Raw genomic sequence first — 25,612 nt, 5'->3', positions numbered from 1 at the left:
GTCGGTCGTTTGGTAACCTAAGTATTGACGCGTTCTTGACGATTCCTTTGCCAAGAGCGCCTATTTCGCCCTGCCGACTCGCACCGACCCCACAGGAGGAACGGGCCCATCGGACACGCAGACACCTTGATAGCCATGGGCGGCGCCTTCCTCGCCGCCGCCGTCCTCGCCCGCCTCGGCGGCCGCATCGGACTCCCCACCATCCCCCTCTTCATCCTGGCCGGGATCCTCCTCGGCCCCCACACCCCCGGCGTCGTCCTGGTCTCCGACCCGCACGACCTGGAGATGCTCTCGGCGCTCGGCCTGGTCCTGCTGCTCTTCTACCTGGGCCTCGAGTTCCACCTGGACGACCTCAAGACGGGCGGCCGCAGGATGGCGCTCGCCGGAGGCACCTACCTCGCCCTGAACGTCGGCGCAGGCCTTGGCTTCGGATTCGCGCTCGGCTGGGGCACCTCCGAAGCACTGGTCCTCGCCGGGGTGCTCGGCATCTCGTCCTCCGCGATCGTCACGAAGGTCCTGGTCGACACGGGCCGGCTCGGCAACCCCGAGACCAAGCCGATCCTCGGCATCATCGTCGTCGAGGACATCTTCCTCGCGCTCTACCTGGCGGCCCTGCAGCCCGTTCTGTCCGGCGCCGACAGCCTCGCGGCGGCCGTCATGGACGGCGGCAAGGCGTTCGGTTTCCTGCTGCTGCTCGCCCTCGTCGCCCGCTTCGGCACGAAGGTCGTCGGGCGGCTCATGGACACCCGGGACGACGAACTCCTCGTCATCTCCTTCCTCGGAGCGGCGGTCTTCGTCGCCGGGGTCTCGGAGTGGTTCGGCGTCGCCGACGCGATCGGCGCGTTCATGGTCGGCCTGATGGTCGGCAGCACGGCGTCCGGCGAGCGCGTCCGCAAGCTGGTGCATCCGCTGCGGGACGCCTTCGGGGCGATCTTCTTCTTCGCGTTCGGACTCTCCATCGACCCCGGTGACCTGCCGGTGGTGGTGTGGCCGGTACTCGCCGCGGTCGCGGTGACGCTGGCGATGAACGTCCTCGCCGGTCTTGGCGCGGCGCGCGTGTACGGCTTCGGTGCGGGCCCCGCGGCGAACATCTCCACCACGCTGCTCGCCCGCGGCGAGTTCGCCCTGATCCTCGCGACGATGGCGGCGGGCGCGGGCCTCGACGAGCGGCTCTCCCCCTTCATCGCGGGATACGTACTGCTCCTCGCGGTCCTCGGACCGCTGGCGGCGGGACGGTCGGAGTGGCTGGCGCGGGTCCTGCCGGGCGGCGGTGCTCATGCGGTGTCGGAGCCGGTGCCGTCGGGCCCCGGCTCCGCACAAGCCGGTCCGCTCACGCCTCCCGGCAGATCAACAGCAGCGCCCTGTCGTCGTTCACGTCCTTCGCGACCGCCTCGATGAGGTGCCAGGCCGCGCCGTGGAAGCCCCCGGCGACGTACCTGTCGGCCTCTCCGGTCAGCCGGTCCATGCCCTCGGCGATGTCGCGGTCGGAGGTCTCGACGAGGCCGTCCGTGAAGAGCATGAGGACGTCGCCGGGGCGCAGGACGCCCTTGACGGGGTCGAACTGCGCACCGTCGTACACCCCGAGGAGCGGGCCCTGGCCCGTCTTCTCCTCCCAGCAGCCGCTGCCCGCGCTGAGCTGGAGGCCCGGCGGGTGGCCGGCCGAGAAGAGTTCGTAGTCGCCGGTCTCCAGGTCGAGGACGAGGTGGATGGAGGTCGCGAAGCCCTCGTCCCAGTCCTGGCGGAGCAGATAGCCGTTGGCGGCGGGCAGGAAGGCGTGCGGGGGCAGGGAGCCGAGCAGGCCGCCGAACGCCCCCGAGAGCAGCAGCGCCCGCGACCCCGCGTCCATGCCCTTGCCCGAGACGTCGGTGAGCACGGCCTCCAGGGTGCGCCCGCCGTTCGTCCGGGCGGCGACCACGAAGTCACCGGAGAAGGACTGGCCGCCGGCCGGGCGCAGCGCCATCTCGCGGTGCCAGCCGCGCGGCAGCCTCGGCAACTTGCTCTGGACGCGGATGCGTTCGCGCAGGTCGAAGAGCATCGTGCCGCCGCCGCGCCAGGGCACGCCGACCCGGCTGCGGAACTGGGCGATGAGCAGGCCGAAGAAGCCGCAGGCGGCGACCACGAGGACGGTGCCCGGCGTGACCCGGGAGACGCCTTCCGGGTACGGGCCGAGCTGGACCGACTCCACGATGAGGGCCACCGCCGACGCCGCGTACAGGCCGAGGAGGCTGGCGGGGCGCAGGAGCAGGCCGCCCGCGACGATCGGCAGGACGAGCGCGGCCGGTGAGCACCAGACGTTGTTGACGATCGTGCAGACGGTGATGACAGGGACGGTCAGGAGGAGACCGGCGAGGGCGACCCAGTCGGAGCCGTCGCCGCGGAAGTAGTCGACCCCGGATTTGCGCAGCACGATACGGACCCGGTGCAGCCGCTTCTTCATCCGGGCCGTGAACGTATCGGCTTCCGCACGCCGCTCGCCCCGCTCGCGCCGTGCGCGCCCTTCTCTTCGTACCGCCATTGCTCGTGGACCTTATCCAGCGGGCCGCGCACTTCGCACGGGAGGTCCCACTTGTCCCCCGTCAGAGGCATCGCGGGGACGGCGGGCGACGGGCCGCGCGGAGCCCGGAAATCCTGTCGCGACCGGCGTATCGCCCTGGTAGTCATGGCATATGACAACAGACGTACGGGTCCTTGGCGAGGCCGACTGGGAGACGTGGTACGAGGCGCTGGAGCTCGCGTTCGGCGGTGTCGCCGAATCGCGCGAGGAGCAGGAACTGTGGCGCACGCTCGCCGAGTTCGACCGGTCGCTCGGTGTGTGGGACGGGGAGACGTGCGTGGGGACGGCGGGGGCGTTCTCCTTCCGTCTCGCGGTGCCGGGAGGCGCCCTGGTGGACGCGGCGGGCGTGACGATGGTCGGCGTCAGTGCCACGCACCGGCGGCGCGGGATCCTGACGTCGATGATGCGGCGGCAGCTGGACGACGTACGCGCGCGGGGCGAGTCGGTGGCCGTGCTCACCGCGTCGGAGCCGGCCATCTACGGCCGGTTCGGGTACGGCGCGGCCACCCGCCAGATGAAGGCCGACATCGACACGACCCGGGTCGGTCTGTCCCTCCCCGCGGGCGTGGACGACGTACATCTTCGGTACGCGAAGCCCGCCGACGTCCACGACGCGTGCGAGGCGCTCTACGCACGCCGGGTGACGGAGCGTCCGGGCATGCTGGCCCGGCAGCCGGGCTGGGAGCGCCTCGGGCTCCTCGACCCGCCGAGCGAGCGGGGCGGCGCCTCACCGCTGCAGTGCGTGGTCGCCGAACGGGCCGGTGAACTCGTCGGATACGCGCGGTTCGCCGTGAAGCCCGAGTGGGAGTGGAAGGGCCCCAAGGGCGTGGTCCAGCTGCGCGATCTCGAGGCCCTGGATCCGGCGGCCAACGCGGCGCTGTGGCGGTTCCTGTTCGGCATCGACCTGACGACGTCGGTCGTCGTCCGCAACCGTCCGGTGGACGACGCGCTGCTGTGGCTGGTCTCCGACATCCGCCGCTGCGACGTCACGGTGCGGGACTCGCTGCACGTGCGGCTCGTGGACGTGGGCGCGGCGCTGGAGGCCCGTACGTACCAGACGCCCCTGGACGTGGTGTTCGAGGTCGAGGACGCCTTCTGCCCCTGGAACGAGGGCCGTTGGCGGCTCACCGGCGACGCCAAGGGCGCCTCCTGCGAGCGCACCGAGGACGCGGCCGAGCTCGCCCTGTCCATACAGGAGTTGGGCGCCGCCTACCTCGGCGGTGTGCCCCTCACGTCGCTGGCGGCGGCGGGCCGGGTGCGGGAGCTGCGGCAGGGGGCGCTGACCGAGGCGTCGGTGGCCTTCGGCTCGGACGTGGCGCCTTGGCTGCCGCACGGGTTCTAGCCAGGGCCTGCGTGGCGGCTCTTGCTCATTGCACGGCCGGGCGCTGGCAGTTCGGGCACCAGAAGAGGTTGCGTGCCGCGAGGCCTGCGGTGCGGATCTCGCCGCCGCAGAGATGGCAGGGCTGGTTCGCCCTGCGGTAGACGTACACCTCGCCGCCGTGGTCGTCGACGCGCGGCGGGCGGCCCATCGCCTCGGGCGTGTGCTCGGGCTTGACGGTGTCGATGCGGTTGAGCCTGACGCCCTCGCGCATCAGCTCGACGAGGTCCGCCCAGATCGCGTTCCACTGCGCCTCGGTGATGTCCTTGCCCGGGGTATACGGGTCGATGCCGTGCCGGAAGAGGACCTCCGCGCGGTAGACGTTGCCGACGCCCGCGATGACCTTCTGGTCCATAAGGAGTGCGGCGATGGTGGTGCGGCTGCGGGAGACGCGGCGGTAGGCCTTCCCGGGGCCGTCGGCCGCCCGGAGCGGGTCGGGGCCGAGCCGGTCGTGTATCGCGCGCTTCTCGTCGTCCGTGATGAGGGCGCAGGTGGTGGGGCCGCGCAGGTCGGAGTGGTACGCGTCGTTCAGGAGGCGCAGGCGGACGGTGTCCGTGGGGGGCGGGGCGGGGGTCTCGCCGAGGGTGTACTTGCCGAAGAGGCCGAGGTGGATGTGGATCCAGCCGGTGTCGGCGAAGCCGAGGAAGAGGTGCTTGCCGTGGGCCTCCGCGGTGTCCATCACCTGGCCGGTGAGGAGGGCGGCGCTGTCGCTGAACTTGCCCTGCGGGCTGTGGACCGTCGCGGGGCGCCCGGCGAACCGTGCGAGGTGGTCCTGAGCGAGCCGGTGAATGGTGTGCCCCTCAGGCACGGTGTTCCTCCGGGAGTGCGGAGGGGCTGCGGAATCAGCCCCTCCGGCGTTTGGGGAGCGGGGTTCGGGGCGGAGCCCCGTGGCCTCGCTACGGCTGGGGGTGGTGAGCGGGGATCGCGGGCAGCTCGCCCGTCTCCTCGTACGCCGAGAGCATCTCGATGCGGCGGGTGTGACGCTCCTCACCCGAGTACGGCGTCGCGAGGAAGATCTCGACGAACTTGGTCGCCTCTTCCCGCGTGTGCATCCGGCCACCGATGGAGATCACGTTGGCGTCGTTGTGCTCGCGCCCGAGCGCCGCGGTCTGCTCGCTCCAGGCGAGAGCCGCCCGCACGCCCTTCACCTTGTTCGCGGCGATCTGCTCGCCGTTGCCGGAGCCGCCGATCACGATGCCGAGCGACTCGGGGTCCGCCGCCGTCTTCTCCGCGGCGCGGAGGCAGAACGGCGGGTAGTCGTCCTGGGCGTCATAGATGTGGGGCCCGCAGTCGACGGGCTCGTGGCCGTGGCTCTTGAGCCATTCGACCAAGTGGTTCTTGAGTTCGTAGCCGGCATGATCCGAGCCGAGGTACACGCGCATGGGTCCGAGTGTGGCACGCCGGGCGCCGGGTAGCCGCGACCGGGGCGGGTCCTTGATGTCCCAGGTCGGGACCTTGGTCCAGGCCTTTGGCCGGAATACAACGATACGGATTCAGGACTTCCGTCCCGTTCGCCCCTGAGTTTGAATGCGGGGGCTCGCGACCCGAGAACTTAAGGATTCGTTCATGACCTCGCAACCCTCCCTTGCGAAGGCAGACAGCACCCCCTCATCCCCTGGGGAACCGCGGTCTGGCGGCAGCGGTGACACCGGCGACGGCCTGAAAGCGGGTCTCAAGAACCGCCACCTCTCCATGATCGCCATCGGTGGCGTGATCGGTGCGGGCCTCTTCGTCGGTTCCAGTTCCGGCATCGCCGCCGCCGGGCCCGCCATCCTCATCTCGTACGCCCTCGTCGGCACGATGGTCGTCCTCGTGATGCGGATGCTCGGCGAGATGGCCGCCGCACGGCCCGCCTCCGGCTCCTTCTCCACCTACGCCGACCAGGCGCTCGGCCGCTGGGCCGGCTTCTCCATCGGCTGGCTGTACTGGTTCTTCTGGGTCGTCGTCCTCGCGGTGGAGGCCACCGCGGGCGCGGTGATCCTCAACGGCTGGGTGCCGGCCGTCCCGCAGTGGGGCTGGGCGCTCATCGTGATGGTCGTGCTCACCGCGACCAACCTCGTCTCGGTGGGCTCCTACGGCGAGTTCGAGTTCTGGTTCGCCGGCATCAAGGTCGTCGCCATCGGCGGCTTCGTGATCATCGGCCTGCTCGCCGTCTTCGGCGTGCTGCCCGGCTCCGACAACCCCGGCGACGGATTCGCGCACCTCACCGACGCGGGCGGCTTCATGCCCAAGGGCGCGGGCGCCATCCTCACCGGTGTGCTGATGGTCGTCTTCTCCTTCATGGGCAGCGAGATCGTCACACTGGCCGCCGGTGAGTCCGAGGACCCGCAGCGAGCGGTCACCAAGGCGACGAACAGCGTCATCTGGCGCATCGGCGTCTTCTACCTGGGCTCGATCTTCGTCGTGATCACGCTGCTCCCGTGGAACGCCAAGTCGATCACCGACGACGGTTCGTACGTCGCCGCGCTCAACTCGATCGGCATCCCGCACGCCGGCCAGGTCATGAACGTCATCGTCCTCACCGCCGTGCTCTCCTGCCTCAACTCCGGGCTCTACACGGCATCGCGCATGGCGTTCTCGCTCGGGCAGCGCGGTGACGCGCCCAAGGCGTTCGCGCGCACCAACTCCCGCGGCGTGCCGCAGGCCGCCATCCTCGGCTCCGTCGTCTTCGGTTTCGTCGCCGTCTGGTTCAACTACCAGTGGAAGGACACCGTCTTCGACTTCCTGCTCAACTCCTCGGGCGCGGTGGCCCTCTTCGTCTGGCTGATGATCAGCTTCACTCAGCTGCGGATGCGCGGGATCATCCTGCGCGAGGAGCCGGAGAAGCTCGTCGTGAAGATGTGGCTCTTCCCGTACCTGACGTGGGTCACGATCGCGATGATCTCGTTCGTGCTCGTCTACATGCTGACCGACGAGGCCGGCCGCAAGCAGGTGCTGCTCTCGCTCCTCGCCGCCGCGTTCGTGGTGGCGTTCTCGCTGGTGCGGGAGAAGGTGCGGCCCCGGGACGCGGCGGGCACGGACCCGGCCACGAAGGCTCCGCGGGACCAGGTCGACGCCTGACCCAGCCCTGCCGGAAAAGCTGACGGCAGGTGTCAGGTTATTGCGGGATGCTCCGTCTCGTCGGACGGAGGACCCGTCGGACCGGACACCTGACGGAGGCTCCCGTGGACCACACCGCACAGCGACTCGCCTTCCTGCCGAGCGACATCGGCTACGAGGAACGGGTCGCCGGAATGCAGACCGGCTTCGCGACGCGGCCCGCCATCGTCTTCGACGCCGCGAGCACCGACGACGTGGTCTCCGTGGTGTCGTACGCCGCCGAGGCCGGTCTGCCCGTCGGCGTGCAGGCCACCGGGCACGGCGTACCGGGGTCCTCGGAGGGCGGCGTGCTGATCGTCACGCGGCGGATGGCCGCCGTCCGGATCGACCCCGGGGCGCGTACCGCGACCATCGCCGCGGGCGCCCGCTGGGGCCAGGTCGCAGAGGCCGCGGCGGCGCACGGCCTCGCCCCGCTGAACGGCTCGGCGCCGTCCGTGGGCGCCGTCTCCTACACCCTCGGCGGCGGACTCGGCATCCTCGGCCGCGAGTTCGGGTACGCGGCCGACCACGTCCGCTCCCTCGACGTCGTCACCGCGGACAGCGTCCCGCGCCACGTGACGGCGGACGGCGACCCAGAGCTCTTCTGGGGCCTGCTCGGCGGCGGTGCGAACCTCGGGGTGGTCACGGAGCTGGAGATCGGTCTGGTGCCGGTGGCCCGGCTGTACGGGGGCGCCCTCGCGTTCGACGGCGACGAGGTCGACCCGGCCGCCGTCCTGCGTGGTTACGAGGAGTGGACGCGGACCCTGCCCGACGAGGTGACCTCGTCGCTCGCGGCGCTCGTCTACCCGGACCTGCCCGGCCTCCCGCCGCACCTGAAGGGCCGCCACCTCGTCCAGATCCGGGTGGCGTCCACCGGCTCGGCGGCCGAGGGCGAACGGCTCGTGGCGCCGCTGCGCGGGCTCGGGCCCACCGTGTCGGACACGCTGCGGGAGATGCCGTACACCGAGAGCCCGACCATCCACGGCGACCCCGACTTCCCGCACGCCTACTACGGCGACAACCGGCTCCTGAGCGGCCTCGACGTCGCGGCGGCCGGCGAGATCCTCGCGCTGACCGGCCGCGCCGCCCCCTCCATGCAGATCTTGCAGATCAACCACCTGGGCGGGGCGCTGTCCCGGCCCGCGCCGAACGCGGTGCCCCACCGCGAGGCCCAGTGGCTGATCCGGATCCTGTCGCCGCTGGACGGCACGGACGTCGCGGCTCTGCGGGAGCTGCACGCGGAGGCGTTCGGGCGGGTGGCGCCGCGGACGCTGGGGCGCTCGCTCAACTTCCTCTACGGCGGCAACGACAGGACCGAGGGGCTGTACGACCCGGAAACGCTGAAGAGGCTCGCCGCGTTGAAGGCCACGTACGACCCGGCGAACCTCTTCAGGCGCAACTACAACGTTCTGTGACGGTCTGACGGTCGAGCTTCAGCGACTCTCGAAGAGGAAAGCGACTCTCGAAGAGGAAGAAGACCGAAGCGACCGGGCCTCAGCGGTCGAGGAGCTTCCACGCCGTCGGCAGCGCGCCCATCGCGAGCGCGGCCTTGAGTGCGTCGCCGATCAGGAACGGCGTGAGCCCGGCGGCGACGGCCTGGGTGAGCGACATGCCGGTGGCGGCGGCCAGGTACGGGACGCCGACCGCGTAGATGATCGCGGAGCCGAGGACCATGGTGCCCGCGGTGCGCAGCACGGAGCGGTCGCCGCCGCGGCGGGCGAGCGCGCCGACCACCGTGGCGGCGAGCAGCATGCCGAACACGTAGCCGAGGGAGGGCGCCGCGACGCCGGAGCCGGTCTGCGCGAACCACGGCATGCCGGCCACGCCCACCAGGGCGTACAGCGCGAGCGAGAGGAAGCCGCGGCGGGCGCCGAGCGCGGTGCCGACGAGCAGCGCGGCGAAGGTCTGTCCGGTCACCGGCACCGGGGAGCCCGGCACGGGCACCGCGATCTGGGCGGCGATGCCGGTGAGCGCGGCGCCGCCGAGCACGAGCGCCGCGTCCTTCACGCGGGACGCGGGCAGCAGGTCGGCGAGGACCTGGCCTGGGCGGGTGGTGGCAGCGGCGGCGATGCTCATCGGGGACTCCGCGGGGATGTGGGCAGGTGAGGACGCGTCGACGCTATCCCAGGCCCCGGCGCGGCAACACGGTCTCCGGGTGACAACCCGGGGGCCGGGCCTTGGTGGGCTCCGCACAAAGAGAGCCGCGTACACCTCGGGCGGCGTGACGCTCGTCACGGAGGTCGGCGGGGTAGGGGCCCGTTTTGCGCGAGGGGCCACCCCCCGGGGAGACTGTGGAGTCCCCCCAAAGTCCTGTGACCCCGAGAGCAGCCTGAGCGACATGCACGACGCACCGCCCGACGGATCGGCACCCGGCACCGGGGACGTGCGGAGCGAACCGCTCGCCGGCGGCCTGAAACAGCGCCACCTCACCATGCTCGGCCTCGGCGGCGTCATCGGCGCCGGGCTCTTCGTGGGTTCGGGCGCGGGGATCTCGGTCGCGGGCCCCGGCATCGTCGTCTCGTACCTGATCGCGGGCGCGCTCGCGATGTGCGTGATGCGGATGCTCGGCGAGATGTCGGCCGCGATGCCCGCGTCGGGCTCCTTCTCCGTGCACGCGGAGCGCGCGCTCGGCCGCTGGGCCGGTTTCAGCGTCGGCTGGCTCTACTGGTTCCTGCTGGTGGTGGTGCTCGCCGTGGAGGCGACCGGCGCCGCGCAGATCGCCAACGGCTGGGCGCCCGCGGTGCCGCAGTGGGCCTGGGTACTGATCTTCATGGTGGTGTTCACCGCCGCCAACCTCGCCTCGGTGAAGAACTTCGGCGAGTTCGAGTTCTGGTTCGCGGCCCTGAAGGTCTTCGCGATCGTCGCGTTCCTCGTCCTCGGCCTGCTCGCGGCCTTCGGCGTGCTCCCCGACACGGATCCGGTCGGCCTCACGAACCTCACCGGGCAGGGCGGCTTCCTGCCCAACGGCTGGTCGGGCGTGGTCTCCGGGGTGCTCGCCGTCGTCTTCGCGTTCGGCGGCCTGGAGGTCGTGACGATCGCCGCGGCCGAGTCCGACGACCCGGTGCGCTCGGTGGCCCGCGCGGTGCGCAGCGCGGTCTACCGCATCCTCTTCTTCTACGTCGGCTCGATGCTGGTCATCGTGACCGTGCTGCCGTGGACGGCGCAGAAGGCCGGGGCCAGCCCGTACGTCACGGTCCTCGACTCGATCGGCGTGCCGTCCGCCGGGACCATCATGAACATCGTGGTGTTCGTGGCGCTGCTCTCGGCGCTCAACGCCAACCTCTACGGCTCCTCCCGCATGGTCTTCTCCCTCGCCGAGCGCGGCGAGGCGCCGAAGGCCCTGCTCAGGACGGGTGGTGGCGGGGTGCCGCGCCGGGCGGTCCTCGCGTCCGTCGCCTTCGGGTTCGTGTCGGTCGTCCTCAATCTGAAGTGGCCGGACTCCGTCTTCCTCTACATGCTCAACTCGGTCGGCGCGGTGCTGCTCTTCGTCTGGGCGCTGATCGCGGTGTCGCAGCTGCGCCTTCGCCGGCGCATCGAGCGGGAGGCTCCGGAGCGGCTCGTGCTGCGGATGTGGGCGTTCCCGTACCTGACGTGGGCGGCGCTGACCGCGATGGCCGCCGTGCTCGTGCTGATGCTGACGGACGACGGGGCGCGGCCGCAGCTGCTGTGGTCGGCGGGGGCGACGGGGCTCGTCCTCGCGGTCGCGGGGCTGCGGGAGTGGCGCGCGGGCCGCGTGAACAACACATGAACGTGATGTGCACAAATCTTCACAACGTGTGAGCGTCGTGTCCGTATAGCGGTCAGCTGTTCCCTGTCAGCGGTACCGGACCTCAAACTGTGGGCCGCTCTCTCCCCCGTCTCGGCTACTGAACAGGGCACGCCCATGGCTCGGACGTCCACCTCTGAGGACGCAGCACCCGACGCAGCACCGAAGGCCGACTCCCCGCTCGTGCACGGCCTCAAGCAGCGCCATCTTTCCATGATCGCCCTTGGTGGCGTGATCGGCGCAGGGCTCTTCGTGGGTTCCGGGGCGGGCATCGCCGCGGCAGGACCCTCGATCGTCCTCGCCTACGCCGTCTCCGGCGCGCTCGTCATGCTCGTGATGCGCATGCTGGGCGAGATGTCGGCGGCGAACCCCGCGTCGGGCTCGTTCTCCGTCCACGCCGAGCGGGCCATCGGCCCCTGGGCGGGCTTCACCGCGGGGTGGGGCTTCTGGTTCCTGCTCTGCGTCGCCGTCGGCCTGGAGGGCATCGGCGCCGCGAAGATCATGGTCGGCTGGTTCCCCGACAGCCCGGAGTGGGCGTGGGTCGCCCTCTTCATGCTGGTGTTCTGCGGCGCGAACCTGACGGCCGTGAAGAACTTCGGCGAGTTCGAGTTCTGGTTCGCCGCCCTCAAGGTCGGCGCCATCACGCTCTTCCTCGGCATCGGCGTCCTCGCGATCCTCGGCATCCTGCCCGGCTCCGACACCTCCGCCCCCGGCCTGGAGAACCTCACCGGTGAGGGCGGCTTCATGCCGAACGGCACGGACGGCCTGATCATCGGCCTCCTCGCCTCCGTCTTCGCGTACGGCGGCCTGGAGACCGTCACGATCGCCGCCGCCGAGTCCGAGAACCCGGTCAAGAGCGTCGCCAAGGCCGTGCGCACCGCGATGTGGCGCATCGCCGTCTTCTACGTCGGCTCGATGCTCGTCGTCGTCACGCTGCTGCCGTGGGACAACAAGGAGGTCGTCGCCAAGGGCCCGTATGTCGCCACGCTTGACCACCTGGGCATCCCCGCCGCGGGCGAGATCATGAACGTCATCGTCCTGGTCGCCCTGCTCTCCGCGATGAACGCCAACATCTACGGCGCCTCGCGCATGTCGTACTCCCTGATCGAGCGCGGCCAGGGCCCCCGGGCGCTCGGCAAGGTCTCGGGCGGCGTGCCGCGCCTCGCGGTGCTCGCCTCCTCGGTCTTCGGCTTCGTCTGCGTACTGCTCAGCTACTGGCGCCCGGACGACGTCTTCCCCTGGCTGCTCAACATGATCGGCGCGATGATCCTCATGGTCTGGGTCTTCATCGCCGTCTCGCAGCTGATCCTGCGCCGCCGCACCGAGCGCGATGCGCCCGAGTCGCTGGTCATCAAGATGTGGGCGTTCCCGTTCCTGACCTGGGTGGCGCTGGCCGCCATGGCGTACGTCTTCTACCTGATGACGGACCAGCCGGACACGCGCAAGCAGCTCCTCGCCACCGGCGCGCTGACGCTGGCTCTCGCAGTGATCGGCATCGTGCGGCAGAAGATGGCGGAGAAGCGGGCGGCGACGGCGGCCGTCTAGAGCCCTCGACTCGCACGAGGAAGTCCCGGACCTGTGGTCCGGGACTTTTTCGTGCGCCCAGGAGGCGGCCCGAAGCGGACGTATTCCCGTGCGGACCTAGGACGAAGGGCTGATCAACTTCGCGGGTCTCCTGCTGTTAGCCTGCACTTGCGAAAGACTTGCAATAAGTTGAGCAACACAACAGCGCACCACAGCAGAGCAGCAGTCGGAGGGCTCGGACTATGGCCATTTACACGCTTCCAGAACTTCCGTACGACTACGCGGCGCTCGAACCCGTCATCAACCCGCAGATCATCGAGCTGCACCACGACAAGCACCACGCGGCGTATGTGAAGGGCGCGAACGACACCCTTGAGCAGCTGGAGGAGGCTCGCGACAAGGAGACCTGGGGCGCCATCAACGGCCTGGAGAAGAACCTGGCCTTCCACCTCTCCGGCCACATCCTGCACAGCATTTACTGGCACAACATGAACAGCCCCAAGGACGGCGGTGGCGGCGAGCCGCTGGCCGCCGACGGTGTCGGTGACCTGGCGGATGCCATCACCGAGTCCTTCGGCTCCTTCGCCAAGTTCAAGGCCCAGCTGACCAAGGCCTCGGCGACGACGCAGGGTTCGGGCTGGGGCGTGCTCGCCTATGAGCCGCTCAGCAACCGCCTCATCGTCGAGCAGGTCTACGACCACCAGGGCAACATCGGCCAGGGCTCCACGCCGATCCTCGTCTTCGACGCCTGGGAGCACGCCTTCTACCTGCAGTACAAGAACCAGAAGGTCGACTTCATCGAGGCCATGTGGCAGGTCGTCAACTGGCAGGACGTGGCCAAGCGCTACGCCGCCGCCAAGGAGCGGGTCAACAGCCTGCTGCTGGCTCCCTGAGCCGCGGTCGTCGCCGAGCTACCCCCGGCGACGACCGCCGGACGTCCTGCCTCGTGATCGTCTTCTCAACCTTCGCCGAGGCAGGCGGATAGAGGAAAGGCCCCCGTGAGGACGTGACTCACGGGGGCCTTTCGGGCGCTTCGGGTCTTTCCGGCGTTGAAGGTCCTTCGGGTCCTTCGAGTCCTTCGAGTCCTTCGGGCCCTGTGGACTCACTCGAAGTTGGGGCCCTCGGTCCGGGTGCGCTTGATCTCGTAGAAGCCCGGCGTGGAGGCCACGAGCAGCGTGCCGTCCCAGAGCCGCGCCGCGGCCTCGCCCTTGGGCGCCGGGGTCACGACGGGTCCGAAGAAGGCGACCTGTCCGCCGTCGGCACCGGGAACGGCGATGACCGGCGTGCCGACCTCCTGGCCGACCTTGTCGATGCCCTCCTTGTGGGAGGCGCGCAGCTGCGCGTCGTACGCGTCCGAGTCCATGTGGTCGACGAGCCCGGCGGGCAGGCCGACGTCCTCCAGGGCACCGATGACGGCCTCGCGGGTGGCGCCCTCGCCCCGGTTGTGGAAGCGGGTGCCGAGCGCGGTGTAGAGGGCTCCGGTGATCTCCTCGCCGTGCTCCTGCTGGGCGGCGATGACGACGCGTACCGGGCCCCAGGCCTTCGTCTCCAGCATCTCGCGGTACTCGTCGGGCAGCTGGTCGAGCTTGTCCTCGTTCAGGACGGCGAGGCTCATCACGTGCCAGCGGACCTCCACGTCGCGGACCTTCTCGACCTCGAGCATCCAGCGCGACGTCATCCAGGCCCAGGGGCACAGCGGGTCGAACCAGAAGTCGACGGGGGTCTTGCTGCCGTTCTCGGACATGTCTCTCCCTAGGGAATCCGTTCGCATCTGGCCGGGGAAACGTCGGTGGTGCGTCGGGGCATTCCCGGATGTCGGCCGCGGAGCGCACATGCGAGGATCGTAGACATTCGTACGAGTGACGCGGGTCATGTGCGTCACGCGGAGCCACACCACGCAAGTCCACAGCCACGCAAGCCACACAGCCACGCAAGCCACACAGCCATGCGAATCACACAGCCATGCGAGTCACAAGGGAGTGCCGCCCGTGCCCGGTGAGAATCTGTCCCGCGACGAGGCCCGCGAGAGGGCCGCGCTGCTCTCCGTCGACGGATACGAGGTCTTCCTAGACCTGCGTTCGGCGGTCGGCGAGAGCGGTCAGGAGCCGCGCACGTTCCGCTCGGTCACGACGATCCGGTTCCGCAGCGCCGAGCCGGGCGCCGCGACCTTCGTGGACCTGATCGCGCCGAGCGTCACGGCCCTCTCGCTCAACGGCAAGGACCTGGACCCCTCCGAGGTCTTCGACGGCACCAGGATCACCCTGGAGGAGCTGGCCGAGGAGAACGAACTGGTGGTGGACGCCCAGTGCGCCTACAGCCGCACCGGTGAGGGCATGCACCGCTTCGTCGACCCCGAGGACGGCGAGGTCTACCTCTACACGCAGTACGAGCCTGCGGACTCCCGCCGCGTCTTCGCCAACTTCGAGCAGCCCGACCTCAAGGCGCCCTACCGCTTCCAGGTGCAGGCGCCCGAGGGGTGGACCGTGTGGTCCAACGGCGTGGGTGAACTGACGGACGGCGTCTGGAGGTTCGCCGAGACGAAGCCGATCTCGACATACATCACGGCGGTCGTGGCCGGGCCCTACCACTACGTGACGGATTCCTACGAGCGCGTCCTCGAAGACGGTACGCGCCTGGAGATCCCGCTGGGCGCCATGTGCCGCAAGGGCCTCGCCCCGCACTTCGACGCCGACGACGTCTTCCTCGTCACCAAGCAGGGCCTGGACTTCTTCCACGACAACTTCGACTACCCCTACCCCTTCGGGAAGTACGACCAGGCGTTCGTCCCGGAGTACAACCTGGGCGCGATGGAGAACCCGGGCCTGGTGACCTTCCGCGAGGAGTTCATCTTCCGCGGCAAGGTGACCCGGGCGTCATACGAGCGCCGGGCCAACGTGATCCTGCACGAGATGGCCCACATGTGGTTCGGCGACCTGGTCACCATGCGGTGGTGGGACGACCTGTGGCTCAAGGAGTCCTTCGCCGACTTCATGGGCTCCTTCTCGATGGTGGAGGCCACCCGCTTCACCGACGGCTGGATCACCTTCGCCAACAACCGCAAGGCCTGGGCCTACCGCGCCGACCAGCTGCCCTCCACCCACCCCGTCACGGCCGACATCCGCGACCTGGAGGACGCCAAGCTCAACTTCGACGGGATCACGTATGCGAAGGGGGCGAGCGTACTGAAGCAACTCGTCGCGTACGTCGGCCGTGACGCGTTCCTGGAGGGCGCCCGGCGCTACTTCAAGCGGCACGCGTACGGCAACACGGTCCTCGGCGACCTGCTCTCGGTCCTGGAGGAGACCTCCGGGCGCGACATGGCGTCCTGGTCGCGGTCCTGGCTGCAGACGGCGGGCGTCAACTCCCTCACCCCGCAGGTCATCCTGAACGCGGAGGGCCGGATCACCGAGCTCTCGGTCCTCCAGGAGGCCGCCGAGTCCCATCCCGAGCTGCGTCCGCACCGGGTGGCCGTCGGCCTGTACCGCAGGACGGCAGGCGGTGACCTGGAGCGGTACGCACGCGCGGAGACCGACGTCCACGGGCCGCGCACGGTCGTGGCCGAGCTGGCCGGTGAGGCGGCGCCCGAGCTGGTCCTGGTCAACGACGACGACCTGACGTACTGCAAGATCCGTTTCGACGACAACTCCCTGGCCACGCTGCGGAACCACCTCGGTGACATCACCGACCCGCTGGCCCGCGCCCTGTGCTGGTCCTCCCTCTGGAACCTCACGCGGGACGGGCTGATGCCCGCCCGTGACTTCATCGGCCTGGTGCTCCGCTTCGCCGGGCGCGAGAGCGACATCGGCGTGCTGCAGATGCTGCACACCTGGGCCGACTCCGCCCTCACGCACTACGCGGCCCCGGCCTGGCGTGAGCAGGGCGGCCGGGACCTCGCCGAAGGCGCTCTGCGGGAGCTGCGGCTGGCCGAGCCCGGCAGCCAGCACCAGCTGACCTGGGCGCGCTTCTTCGCCGCGGTGGCGTCGTCGGCGGCCGATCTCCAGCTGCTCCAGGGCCTCCTCGCGGGCACGGCCAGGATCGACGGCCTTGAGGTCGACCAGGAGCTGCGCTGGGCGTTCCTGAGCCCGCTGGCCTCGCACGGTGTCGCGGGCGAGGACGTCCTCGCGGCCGAGCTGGCCCGCGACGACACGGCTTCCGGCAAGCGGCACCAGGTGCGGTGTCTGGCCTCGCGCCCCTCGGCGGCGGTCAAGGCGCAGGCGTGGGCCGCCGTGGTGGAGTCGGACGCGCTCTCCAACGCGCTGGTCGAGGCGACGATCTCCGGGTTCGCGCGGCCGTCGCAGCGGGAACTGGTGGCGCCGTACGCCGCCAAGTACTTCGCGGCGATCGAGCGGGTGTGGGCCGAGCGGTCCATCCAGATCGGCATGGACGTGGTGCGGGGCCTCTTCCCGCACCTCCAGGGCGACGAGGCGACGCTGGCGGCGGCGGACGAGTGGCTGACCACGCACGAGTCCGGTGCGCCGGCCCTGCGCCGCCTCGTCCTTGAGGCGCGGGACGACCTGGCGCGGTCGCTGCGGGCACAGGCGTGCGATGCGGGGGCCGAGGTGGCCTAGGCAGCGGTGGGAGGGCGGGTGGCGGGTCCTCACCGGCCAGGTAAGGGCCCACCCTCCCCCCCTTCGCGCAGGTGCTCATCGGCAGTCGAACGTCCGTGCTTTAGGGCGAGCTTGTCCTGGTTTGTCGACGGGCGTGTAACAGCGGTTAGCGAGGCGGTCGGGGGCGGGAACGACCGGGTCATGAACCACGACACCCCGGTCTTCCCGCTCCCCCTCAAGCACCTCGCCGACGCCCAGCTCCGCGTCCTGAGCACCGCCCAGCTCGCCGAGCACGGCGTCTCCGTCGCGGACGCCGGTGCCCACTGCCGGCCCGGCGGCCCCTGGCAGCAACTGCTGCCCGGCGTCTACCTGTTGCACCCAGGTCCGCCGACCAGCGAGGAACGGCTGCACGGCGCGCTGCTCTACGCGGGGCGCCCGCCGGCCCGTACCGCCAAGTCCGTGCCCGCCCAGCCCCGCGCGGGCGAGGCGCACGCCCCGTACGCCGACGCGGTGATCACGGGGCTCGCCGCCCTGACCCTGCACCGCTTCTCGTCCGCTCCGCCGCTGCTCTCCCTGGACCACATCGACGTCCTGGTACCCCGCACCCGCCGACTGCGCTCCGTCGGTTTCGCCCGGCTCGTGCGCAGTCCCGCGATGCCGACCCCGCAGCAGATCACGGGCGTTCCGGTGGCGCCGGTGCCGCGCGCCCTCGCCGACGCCGTGGCGCGGCTCACCGACGCGGGCGCCGTGCGGCGGCTGCTCACCGAGGCGGTGCGCGGCGGCCACTGCGAACCCGCCGCGGCCGTGCGGGAGTTGAACGAGGCGCGGCTGCTCACCCGTCCGCACGTCGTGGACGCCGTCGACTCCCTGCTGGCCGAGGGACGGGCCATCGCCGAGGACCGGCTGTACCGGATGGTCGCCGAGTACGGCCTGCCCCACCCGCTGTGGAACGTCGACCTGCGGCTGCCCGGCGGCCCGCACCTGGGCGGTGTCGACGCCTACTGGCCCGACCACGCCGTCGCCGTCGAGCTGGACACGCGGGCCCCGCGCCAGGACGAGGGCGCCCTCTGGTCGGAGTACGTCCGCAAGCACGAGCACCTGGAGCGGCTGGGCATCACCGTCGTCCACATCACCCCGAGGAAGCTCAGGGACGCCCTGGAGCAGCAGGCCGCTGTGGTGCGTACGGCGCTGATGGCGTCGGCCGACCGGGATCCGGCGGCGTATGTGGTCGTACTGCCCAGGTAGCACGGGTGCGTGACGCGTGCGGGGCCGCGTGTGTGGGAGGGGGCGGACGGGGGGCGCGGAGGCGCCCCCCTAGAAGGGACACGTCACTTGCCGCAGAACTCCGCCTTCACCACCGGGTCCGCGTCGCCCGCCCAGTCACCGTTGATGTTGAGCGCCAGCGAGTGGCGGCCGTCCGGGGAGGTCACCGCCAGGGACGACGAGCCGTGGATGCCGCCGTCGTGGCCCCAGATGGTGCTGTTGCAGGGCAGCTTCAGCTCGGCGATGCCGAGCCCGTACCTGCTGGTGCTCCCCTCGTGGGCGACCGTCGACTTCATCTCGGCGAGCTGCGCCTTGGGCAGGAGCCTGCCGCCGAGCAGCGCCGAGTAGAAGCGGTTCAGGTCCGCCGAGTCGGAGATGATCTCGCCCGCCGAGCCCGCGAGGGACGGGTTGAGCTCCGTCACGTCGTACACCTTCGCCTCGGGGTCCCCGGGGAGCTTGCCGTAGCCGCGGGAGCTGGGCCGGGGCACGGTGGGGCGGGTGCCGGGGACGGTGGTGGACTTCAGGTGGAGGGGTTCGATGACGCGCCGCTCGATCTCGTCGGCGTACGCGTTGCCCGTCACCTTCTTGATGATCATGCCGGCGACGATGTAGTTGGTGTTGGAGTAGCTCCAGCTCGTGCCGGGCTCGAAGACCGGCTTGTGGCGCATGGCGAGCTTCACCAGTCGGCCGGGCGTCCAGGTGTCGTAGCGGTGCTCGAAGAAGCCCTTGGTGAAGATCTTCCGCGCGAACTCCTCGTCCTCGGAGTACTCGGCGATGCCGCTGGTGTGGTTGAGGAGCTGGCGGACCGTGATCCTGTCCCCGTCGTGCCCGTGCCCCTCGACGACGCCCGGCAGCCACTGGCCCACCGTGTCGTCGAGGTCGATGCGTCCCTCGCCCTGCAACTGCAGCAGCACCGTCGCCACGAACGTCTTGGTGATGCTGCCGACGCGGAAGCGGTCGTGCTCGCCGCGCGGCGTCCCCCGCTTCAGGTCGCCGATGCCCGAAGCCGCGTTCCAGGGCCCGTACTTGTCCCGCACCTGGGCGGTCACTCCGGGCACCCCCTCCTTGACGATCCCGTCCAGCGCCCGCCTGGTCTCCTCGTGCCCGTCCCCCGGCGAGGCCGCCACGGCCGGGGCGGCGAGCGCGCCCGCCGTCAGCGTGGCGGCCAGCAACGCCGCCGCGCCCATCGCCCTTCTGCGCACCGTCCTGCTCGCACCTCTGCGTACCGGCATGTGCTGTCCCCTTTGACGTCGATTTCGTCGTCGATCGCGGTCGATGGAGGGGACCGGGTGGCGTTCGCGAAGGTTGACGGCCGATGCGAGGGTTGAGCGGGATTCAGCCGATCATCGGCGGGACGCCTTGTGGCGCCTCAGCCCTTGCGGAGCACCAGTTCCGTGTTCCGGTCGCCCGCCCCGCCGCTCAGCGTGGTCCTCGCGCCCGGCGCGTTGAAGGACAGTTCGCGGTAGAGCGCGGCGAGGCCGGTCTGGGAGAGGTCGGTGAAGTCCGTGCGGTGCGGGGCCGCGGATTCGATGAGGGTGGTGAAGACGGAGATCGTGCCGTCGTGGTTGTCGGTGAGCTCCACCACCCTCGCGAGCTGCGGGAAGTCGACGTGCGAGGCGGTGGAGACCTCCCAGAAGGAGCCGTGCGGGGTGCGGTGCGGGGTGATGGCGTTCTTGTGGCTGTGGCCGTTGACCCAGGCGAGGACGGAGGGGAACCGGCCGAGCAGCGAGACGATCTCGTCGCCGCCGTGCCGGGCCTCGCCGGGCCGTGCCGGGTCGTGGCGGAGGTTGCGCATGGACTTGCTGGTGTGGTGGCTGAGGACGACGACGTACGACGGTCCGCCCGCGCGCCGCTCGTTGGCGCTCAGCTCGCTCTCCAGCCAGCGCAGTTGGGCGCTGCCCAGCGAGCCCTCGTAGTGGCCGCCGGGGTCGGTGGTGTCCAGGCTGATGCCGAGCACGTCGTCGCTGATGCGGAAGGAGTAGTACTGCGTGGTGGCGGCGAGGTTCTCCTGGGTGTAGCCGTGGCCGACGGGCCCTGGCCCCTTGTGGGCGGGGTCGAGGTGGGCCCGCAGGTACTCGGCGGGGGTGAAGGGCGCGCGTGACGCGTCCGGCGTGACGGTCCGCATGCGCCGCGCCTCGCTCTTGAGGAGTTCCTTGAACTGCCCGCCCTTGGGGTCGTGGCCCTTCTTGACCGCCTTCCACAGGGCGGCTCCGCGCGTCTCGTCCAGGGACATCAGCTTGCGCCCGCCCACGGCGAAGTCGGCGAAGAAGGGGTCACGGGGCGCCCAGCAGCCGCCGGGCAGGGCGTCGTGGTTGCCGACCGTGGAGTACCAGGGCAGGCCGAGGCCGGGGCTGTTGACCTCGCGGATCGCGGCGTCGAGGAAGCCGTGCAGATGCGGGAAGCCGAGCCGTTTGTCGGCGTCGCGCAGGGCGGCGTCCGGGTGCCAGTAGAGCGCGAGGCCGCTGTCCTGTACGCCTTCGTAGCGGCGTGGGTCGCCGGTGTTGGGGGTGATGCGGCCGCCGCTCATCACCTTGAGGAACCAGTCGAGTTCGGAGCGGGAGTTGTTGTCGGTGTTGTCGCCGGTCGTCACGACGCAGTGCAGGGGCGCGCCGGTGGCGGGCGCGCCGCGCAGGGCGTTGACCCGCTCGACCAGGGCGACGGCGCCCGCCACCGAGAGGGACTCGTGCGGCCGCCAGGCGCTCGCGGTCTGGGCGCGCAAGTACTCGTAACGCAGCGGGTGTTGCACGTCCACCAAATGCAGGTCCGTGAACTGCACGAAGGCGGCGAGCGCGGTCCGCCGGCCCTCGCGGCCCGCCTTGGCCGCCGCGAGGTCACCGCGGACGACACGTCGCCAGGCGGGCCCGTCGCCGAGCCGCCGGTAGCCGGTGGAGCCCCGCGGGGCGGCGACGGTGAGCAGGGTGGTGTTGCCCTCGTACGGCATGAGGGGCGCGGCGGGCGCGGGCCGGGAGTGCGGGACGGTTGCGCGCCCCGCGGGCGCGGCGTTGCCGGAGCCCGCGCCGGGCCCGAGGGCGTAGCCGAGGCCCGCGGAGAGGGTGACCGCTCCGGTGGCGGCGAGGAACGCTCGGCGGTCGAGTCCGGCCACGGCGGATGCCGCGGTGGTGGCGGTTGCGGTGGCGACAGAGCGTATGCGCGGCATGGCGCGGTCTCCCCGGGTGCGAACGCGGCGGCAGTGGTCGCGGGCGGCCCGGGCCTGACTGCGGCCTGCGAACTGCCCGCTCTCCCTGGATCGTTGGCAGCGGGGATGGCCTGCGCGTGAACGAGGACGCAACGTGCGGCGCAGATCACGGTACGTGGATCACCCGGTACCCTGCGCGGTCACGTACCCCTCTCCGGGTGGAGAGGAGGCGGTCACTCCGTGTTCACCTTCCGGGGAAGGGAAGGCCGTGCACGGGGTCAGGGGGCCAGGCCCGTGGCGTGGCCGTCGGCGGGCCGGGCGCGCCAGAGGCTCAGGCCGATGTCGACGAGCGCGACGCGGTCCAGGTCCGGCACGGACTCCAGGGGGTGCCAGGCGGCGAGGTCCGTGGACCCGTCGGTCTCGTTGCGCAGGGTGCCGCCGGTGACCCGCCCCTCGTACACGATCCGCACTCCGTGGAAGTCGGCGACGGCGCCGAGCCGTCGCGGGTAGCGGCGGCGCAGCGAGTCGACGCCGAGGAGCGCGACCGGCTCGACGACGTATCCGGTCTCCTCGTCGGCCTCCCGGATCACGGTGTCGTACGGGTCCTCGCCGTGCTCCATGCCGCCGCCGGGGAGCGTCCAGCGTCTGCTGCCGTCGCCCGCGACCCAGCGGGCCAGCAGGACCTGGCCGTCGCGTACGCATACGGCGTAGGCCGCCACCCGGAGTTCTTTGTGCACGAACCGACGCTAGGCGGTTCGTTGGCTGCCCGCCCCCTGATCTGCGGGTCCGCCGTGGCTGAACGCGAAGTTCCGCGCGCACCTCGCGAGGGCGCTCTCATGTGACAAGTCCCGCTATACACACCCTTGTCCGCGATGGCGCATGGCGAGATTGCGTCACACCCTGATCACAGCTCGGACAACTCTCCCCAAACAGCTGTCACTTACGTAAGGGTGAGCGGTCATCAGGCCCCGATTTCCGGACCCTTCCGAAACCCGGGACCAAACCGACCCTCCTTTTCGACCTTCACGCACAGGGATGCCGATGCCCAGATCCAGTTCCAGCGCGAGACGCACGGCCTCACGAGAATCAGTCCGCCTCGCGATAGCCGCCGGTATCACCGCCGCGCTCTGCGCGACCGGGGCCGCGCCCATCGCCTTCGCGGCGGACGACGCGCCCACCCCGACCCCGGCCCCCAAGTCCGCGGCCGGCAAGCTCGGTCCCGCCGACGCCGAACTGCTCGCCGACGCCGAGGCGGGCGGCGAGAAGACCGTCACGATGATGGTCGCCACCGCGCCCGGCGCCACCGAGCAGGTCGCGGGCCAGCTCGACGCCGTCAAGGGCGGCTCCGTGGGCCGCACCTACGACAAGCTCGGCTACGTCCGCGCGACCGTGCCGACCGCCAAGGCCGACGCCGCGATCAAGGCGGCCTCGAAGCTGTCGTCGGTGCACGCCATCGATCTGCGCCACGAGATCAAGCTGGACGACCCGACCCCCGCCGCCGACCGCGCCAAGGGCGCGAAGGCCGGCGCGCGCGGCACCTACCCGGGCCCGGACAAGAGCACCCCGGCGAAGAACCCGTACAACCCGTCCTTCGAGACGGGCGCCGTCGACTTCGTGAAGAAGCACCCGAAGGCGGACGGCCGCGGCACCACCATCGGCATCCTCGACTCCGGCGTCGACCTCGGCCACCCCGCGCTGGAGAAGACCTCCACCGGCGAGCGCAAGATCACCGACTGGGTGACGGCGACCGACCCGATCGTGGACGCGGACGGCACCTGGCGCCGGATGACCAACCCGGTCACCGGCCCCGTCTTCACCTGGGACGGCGAGTCGTGGAAGGCCCCGGCGGGCTCCTTCCAGGTCAACCGCTTCCGCGAGTCGGTCACCGCGGGCGGCGACGCCAAGGGCGACCTCAACCGCGACGGCGACACCACCGACAGCTGGGGCGTCCTGTACGACCCGGCGAAGGGCACCGTCCGCGTCGACCTGAACGACAACCACGACTTCACCGACGACAAGCCGATGAAGCCGTACAAGGACGGCCACGAGGTCGCCTACTTCGGCAAGGACGACCCGGCGACCGACGTCGTCGAGCGCGTCCCGTTCGTCGTCGAGATCCGCAAGAACGTGCCGACCGACCCGTACGGCGGCGACTGGGTCGGCAAGAAGGCCGACTTCGTCAACATCGGCGTCATCGAGTCCGAGCACGGCACGCACGTCGCGGGCATCACCGCGGCCAACGGCCTGTTCGGCGGCAAGATGAACGGCGCCGCCCCCGGCGCCAAGCTGGTCTCCTCGCGCGCCTGCACCTGGAGCGGCGGCTGCACCAACGTCGCGCTGACCGAGGGCATGATCGACCTCGTCACCAAGCGCGGCGTCGACATCGTGAACATGTCGATCGGCGGCCTGCCCGCCCTCAACGACGGCAACAACGCGCGCGCCGAGCTCTACAAGCGCCTCATCGACACCTACGGCGTGCAGCTGGTGATCTCCGCGGGCAACAGCGGCCCCGGCGCCAACACCATCGGCGACCCCGGCCTGGCCGACAAGGTCATCTCGGTCGGCGCGGCCATCTCCAAGGCGACCTGGGCGGCCAACTACGGCTCCCGCGTGGAGACCAAGTACGCGATGATGCCCTTCTCCTCGCGCGGCCCGCGCGAGGACGGCGGCTTCGCGCCGATCATCTCGGCGCCCGGCTCCGCCATCAACACCACCCAGACCTGGCTGCCGGGCTCCCCGGTCGCCGAGGCGGGCTACAAGCTCCCGGCCGGCTACTCGATGCTGCAGGGCACCTCCATGGCGTCCCCGCAGGCCGCGGGCGCCTCGGCGCTGCTGCTCTCCGCCGCCAAGCGCGAGCACATCGGCCTGACCCCGGCGAAGCTGCGCACCGCGCTGACCTCGACCGCGACCCGCATCCCCGGTGAGCAGGCGTACGCGCAGGGCACCGGACGGATCGACGTCGTGGAGGCCTGGGACGCCATCAAGGACGGCGCGAAGGCGTACGCGTACACGGTGCAGGCGCCCGTCGACACCGCCCTGGACCAGGAGCTGAAGAAGCCCGGCACCGGCATCTACGACCGTGAGGGCGGCCTGCAGACCGGCCAGAAGCGGACGTACGACGTGACGATCACCCGCACCTCGGGCCCGGACCGCGGCATCAGCCACGAGCTGGACCTCATCAACAACCACGAGCGCACCTTCACGCTGCTCGGCAGCGACAAGGTGACGCTGCGGCTGAACAAGCCGGTCACCGTCAAGGTGCAGGCGGAGCCCAGGTCGGCCGGGCTGCACAGCGCGATCCTCACCGTCGACGACCAGCGCACCGCGGGCATCGACCAGCAGATCATGTCGACGGTCGTCGTCTCGACGCCGCTCGCCAAGCCGTCGTACACCTTCTCGGAGAGGAGCTCGACGCAGCGCAACAGCACCGAGTCCTACTTCGTGACGGTCCCCAAGGGCGCCAAGTCCCTCGAGGTCTCCCTCGGCGGCCTGAAGGACAAGAGCCAGACCCGCTTCATCGCGATCCACCCCTACGGCGTCCCGGTCGACTCCACCTCGTCGGTCGTCTGCTACCCGAACTACGAGAACCCGGCCAACACCTGCCGCCCGGACCTGCGTGCGTACGCGGACCCGCAGGCCGGTGTCTGGGAGATCGAGGTCGAGTCGCGCCGTACGTCGCCGATGCTCGACAACCCCTACCGGCTGAACGTCGCCGCGCTCGGCGTCGCCTTCGACCCGGCCGTGCAGACCCTGCCCGAGGCGAAGGTCGGCACGCCGGCGCCCGTCTCCTGGAAGGTCACGAACAACTTCGCGGCCGTCGACGGCAAGCTCAAGGGCGGCTCGCTGGGCTCGGCCAAGTCGGCGCGGCCCAGCATCAAGCAGGGTCAGACGCAGACCACCGAGGTCGTCGTGCCCGCCGGTGCCGAGCGGCTCGACGTCGCCATCGGCTCGACCGCGGACGTCGCGGCCGACCTGGACCTGGCGGTCAAGAAGGACGGCGTCGTCGTCGGTTCGTCGGCGGAGGGCGACTCGGAGGAGTCGGTCAGCCTGACGAAGCCGGCCGCCGGTACGTACACGATCGAGGTGACGGGCTACTCGGTGCCGTCCGGCACGACCGCGTACGACTACCGGGACGTCTTCTTCTCGGACGCACTCGGCCGGGTCACGGTCGACGACGCGGCGGTCCTCAAGCTCGCCAACGGCGAGTCGGCGCAGGTCGACGCCAAGGTCGAGGCCAAGACCCCGGCCGCCGACGGCCGTGAGCTGTTCGGCGAGGTGTCCCTGCTCAACGCGGGCGGCACGGTGGCCGGCAGCGGCAGCGTGAAGGTGGAGAAGGTCACACCGTAACGGTGTCCTCCTCGATCGC

The 25,612-nt window shown here is 70.8% G+C and carries 18 protein-coding genes; 10 read left to right on the top strand and 8 right to left on the bottom strand.

Features of this window, described 5'->3' with window-relative positions:
- The first annotated feature begins 135 nt into the window (after positions 1 to 135).
- Entirely contained in the window at positions 136 to 1,398 is a 1,263-nt protein-coding gene (locus tag ACFVYR_RS15015; RefSeq protein ID WP_384257473.1) for a cation:proton antiporter, read from the top strand.
- On the opposite strand, the gene ACFVYR_RS15010 is transcribed toward ACFVYR_RS15015, so the two are convergent.
- Positions 1,331 to 2,515, bottom strand: coding sequence for a PP2C family protein-serine/threonine phosphatase (locus ACFVYR_RS15010; protein ID WP_384257470.1), 1,185 nt, complete (start codon positions 2,513 to 2,515; stop codon positions 1,331 to 1,333). The two genes, ACFVYR_RS15015 and ACFVYR_RS15010, sit on opposite strands and share 68 nt — an antisense overlap.
- 151 nt (positions 2,516 to 2,666) lie before the next feature.
- Between ACFVYR_RS15010 and ACFVYR_RS15005 the strand changes: the two genes are divergently transcribed.
- Complete coding sequence (locus ACFVYR_RS15005; protein ID WP_384257467.1) at positions 2,667 to 3,896, top strand: GNAT family N-acetyltransferase; 1,230 nt, start codon at positions 2,667 to 2,669, stop codon at positions 3,894 to 3,896.
- Positions 3,897 to 3,921: 25 nt separating this feature from the next.
- Here ACFVYR_RS15005 and ACFVYR_RS15000 read toward each other — a convergent pair whose 3' ends face one another.
- Both ACFVYR_RS15000 and ACFVYR_RS14995 read right to left on the bottom strand, forming a co-directional pair.
- A complete protein-coding gene (locus tag ACFVYR_RS15000; protein ID WP_384257464.1) occupies positions 3,922 to 4,740 on the bottom strand; it encodes an Fpg/Nei family DNA glycosylase in 819 nt (272 codons plus the stop codon).
- 88 nt (positions 4,741 to 4,828) lie between these two features.
- A complete protein-coding gene (locus ACFVYR_RS14995; RefSeq protein WP_384257461.1) occupies positions 4,829 to 5,314 on the bottom strand; it encodes a ribose-5-phosphate isomerase in 486 nt (161 codons plus the stop codon).
- A gap of 184 nt (positions 5,315 to 5,498) precedes the next feature.
- On the opposite strand from ACFVYR_RS14995, the gene ACFVYR_RS14990 reads away from it, so the two are divergent.
- Both ACFVYR_RS14990 and ACFVYR_RS14985 read left to right on the top strand, forming a co-directional pair.
- Positions 5,499 to 6,992 (top strand): amino acid permease, encoded by a 1,494-nt coding sequence (locus ACFVYR_RS14990; protein WP_384257458.1) that lies wholly within the window; start codon positions 5,499 to 5,501, stop codon positions 6,990 to 6,992.
- A 173-nt stretch (positions 6,993 to 7,165) separates the two neighbouring features.
- Positions 7,166 to 8,425, top strand: coding sequence for an FAD-binding oxidoreductase (locus ACFVYR_RS14985; protein ID WP_384257558.1), 1,260 nt, complete (start codon positions 7,166 to 7,168; stop codon positions 8,423 to 8,425).
- Positions 8,426 to 8,504: 79 nt separating this feature from the next.
- Here ACFVYR_RS14985 and ACFVYR_RS14980 read toward each other — a convergent pair whose 3' ends face one another.
- Positions 8,505 to 9,086 carry a biotin transporter BioY gene (locus ACFVYR_RS14980; RefSeq protein WP_384257455.1) on the bottom strand — a complete coding sequence of 194 codons (582 nt, stop codon included), beginning with the start codon at positions 9,084 to 9,086 and terminating at the stop codon, positions 8,505 to 8,507.
- Positions 9,087 to 9,348: 262 nt separating this feature from the next.
- On the opposite strand from ACFVYR_RS14980, the gene ACFVYR_RS14975 reads away from it, so the two are divergent.
- The 3 genes from ACFVYR_RS14975 (at position 9,349) to ACFVYR_RS14965 (ending at position 13,193) form a co-directional block, all read left to right on the top strand.
- Positions 9,349 to 10,758 carry an amino acid permease gene (locus ACFVYR_RS14975; RefSeq protein ID WP_384257452.1) on the top strand — a complete coding sequence of 470 codons (1,410 nt, stop codon included), beginning with the start codon at positions 9,349 to 9,351 and terminating at the stop codon, positions 10,756 to 10,758.
- Between the two features lie 135 nt (positions 10,759 to 10,893).
- Positions 10,894 to 12,321, top strand: a complete 1,428-nt coding sequence (locus ACFVYR_RS14970) for an amino acid permease (RefSeq protein ID WP_384257450.1) — start codon at positions 10,894 to 10,896, stop codon at positions 12,319 to 12,321.
- Positions 12,322 to 12,542: 221 nt separating this feature from the next.
- Positions 12,543 to 13,193: a superoxide dismutase gene (locus tag ACFVYR_RS14965; RefSeq protein WP_365132273.1), complete on the top strand. Its 651-nt coding sequence runs from the start codon at positions 12,543 to 12,545 to the stop codon at positions 13,191 to 13,193.
- Positions 13,194 to 13,402: 209 nt separating this feature from the next.
- On the opposite strand, the gene ACFVYR_RS14960 is transcribed toward ACFVYR_RS14965, so the two are convergent.
- Positions 13,403 to 14,044 (bottom strand): DsbA family protein, encoded by a 642-nt coding sequence (locus tag ACFVYR_RS14960; RefSeq protein WP_384257447.1) that lies wholly within the window; start codon positions 14,042 to 14,044, stop codon positions 13,403 to 13,405.
- 244 nt (positions 14,045 to 14,288) lie between these two features.
- Between ACFVYR_RS14960 and pepN the strand changes: the two genes are divergently transcribed.
- Together pepN and ACFVYR_RS14950 are read left to right on the top strand one after the other, a co-directional pair.
- Positions 14,289 to 16,868: an aminopeptidase N gene (gene pepN, locus ACFVYR_RS14955; protein WP_384257445.1), complete on the top strand. Its 2,580-nt coding sequence runs from the start codon at positions 14,289 to 14,291 to the stop codon at positions 16,866 to 16,868.
- Positions 16,869 to 17,048: 180 nt separating this feature from the next.
- A complete protein-coding gene (locus ACFVYR_RS14950) occupies positions 17,049 to 18,092 on the top strand; it encodes a hypothetical protein (RefSeq protein WP_384257443.1) in 1,044 nt (347 codons plus the stop codon).
- 83 nt (positions 18,093 to 18,175) lie between these two features.
- On the opposite strand, the gene ACFVYR_RS14945 is transcribed toward ACFVYR_RS14950, so the two are convergent.
- The 3 genes from ACFVYR_RS14945 to ACFVYR_RS14935 form a co-directional block, all read right to left on the bottom strand.
- Positions 18,176 to 19,342: a serine hydrolase domain-containing protein gene (locus ACFVYR_RS14945; RefSeq protein ID WP_384257440.1), complete on the bottom strand. Its 1,167-nt coding sequence runs from the start codon at positions 19,340 to 19,342 to the stop codon at positions 18,176 to 18,178.
- A 137-nt stretch (positions 19,343 to 19,479) separates the two neighbouring features.
- A complete protein-coding gene (locus tag ACFVYR_RS14940; protein ID WP_384257437.1) occupies positions 19,480 to 21,267 on the bottom strand; it encodes a TIGR03767 family metallophosphoesterase in 1,788 nt (595 codons plus the stop codon).
- A 257-nt stretch (positions 21,268 to 21,524) separates the two neighbouring features.
- The gene (locus ACFVYR_RS14935; protein ID WP_384257434.1) at positions 21,525 to 21,983 is read right to left on the bottom strand and encodes an NUDIX hydrolase; all 459 of its coding nucleotides are present in this window, start codon (positions 21,981 to 21,983) and stop codon (positions 21,525 to 21,527) included.
- Between the two features lie 304 nt (positions 21,984 to 22,287).
- On the opposite strand from ACFVYR_RS14935, the gene ACFVYR_RS14930 reads away from it, so the two are divergent.
- On the top strand, positions 22,288 to 25,593 hold the full coding sequence (locus tag ACFVYR_RS14930; RefSeq protein ID WP_384257431.1) for a S8 family serine peptidase: 3,306 nt from the start codon (positions 22,288 to 22,290) through the stop codon (positions 25,591 to 25,593).
- Positions 25,594 to 25,612 lie beyond the last annotated feature (19 nt).

The sequence above is a fragment of the Streptomyces sp. NPDC058284 genome (assembly GCF_042881135.1).
In the GTDB taxonomy this organism is placed as follows: domain Bacteria; phylum Actinomycetota; class Actinomycetes; order Streptomycetales; family Streptomycetaceae; genus Streptomyces.
This window is presented reverse-complemented; position numbering and strand designations above follow the sequence as displayed.

What these genes read in the sequence shown, in the direction of transcription:
- ACFVYR_RS14965 (WP_365132273.1), top strand. Translation starts at nt 12,543, where the DNA reads ATGGCCATTTACACGCTTCCAGAACTTCCGTACGACTACGCGGCGCTC.
- ACFVYR_RS14980 (WP_384257455.1), bottom strand. Translation starts at nt 9,086, where the DNA reads ATGAGCATCGCCGCCGCTGCCACCACCCGCCCAGGCCAGGTCCTCGCC.
- ACFVYR_RS14975 (WP_384257452.1), top strand. Translation starts at nt 9,349, where the DNA reads ATGCACGACGCACCGCCCGACGGATCGGCACCCGGCACCGGGGACGTG.
- ACFVYR_RS15005 (WP_384257467.1), top strand. Translation starts at nt 2,667, where the DNA reads ATGACAACAGACGTACGGGTCCTTGGCGAGGCCGACTGGGAGACGTGG.
- ACFVYR_RS14930 (WP_384257431.1), top strand. Translation starts at nt 22,288, where the DNA reads ATGCCCAGATCCAGTTCCAGCGCGAGACGCACGGCCTCACGAGAATCA.
- ACFVYR_RS15010 (WP_384257470.1), bottom strand. Translation starts at nt 2,515, where the DNA reads ATGGCGGTACGAAGAGAAGGGCGCGCACGGCGCGAGCGGGGCGAGCGG.
- ACFVYR_RS15015 (WP_384257473.1), top strand. Translation starts at nt 136, where the DNA reads ATGGGCGGCGCCTTCCTCGCCGCCGCCGTCCTCGCCCGCCTCGGCGGC.
- ACFVYR_RS14950 (WP_384257443.1), top strand. Translation starts at nt 17,049, where the DNA reads ATGAACCACGACACCCCGGTCTTCCCGCTCCCCCTCAAGCACCTCGCC.
- ACFVYR_RS14970 (WP_384257450.1), top strand. Translation starts at nt 10,894, where the DNA reads ATGGCTCGGACGTCCACCTCTGAGGACGCAGCACCCGACGCAGCACCG.
- ACFVYR_RS14990 (WP_384257458.1), top strand. Translation starts at nt 5,499, where the DNA reads ATGACCTCGCAACCCTCCCTTGCGAAGGCAGACAGCACCCCCTCATCC.
- ACFVYR_RS14985 (WP_384257558.1), top strand. Translation starts at nt 7,166, where the DNA reads ATGCAGACCGGCTTCGCGACGCGGCCCGCCATCGTCTTCGACGCCGCG.
- ACFVYR_RS14940 (WP_384257437.1), bottom strand. Translation starts at nt 21,267, where the DNA reads ATGCCGCGCATACGCTCTGTCGCCACCGCAACCGCCACCACCGCGGCA.
- ACFVYR_RS14995 (WP_384257461.1), bottom strand. Translation starts at nt 5,314, where the DNA reads ATGCGCGTGTACCTCGGCTCGGATCATGCCGGCTACGAACTCAAGAAC.
- ACFVYR_RS14960 (WP_384257447.1), bottom strand. Translation starts at nt 14,044, where the DNA reads ATGTCCGAGAACGGCAGCAAGACCCCCGTCGACTTCTGGTTCGACCCG.
- ACFVYR_RS14945 (WP_384257440.1), bottom strand. Translation starts at nt 19,342, where the DNA reads ATGCCGGTACGCAGAGGTGCGAGCAGGACGGTGCGCAGAAGGGCGATG.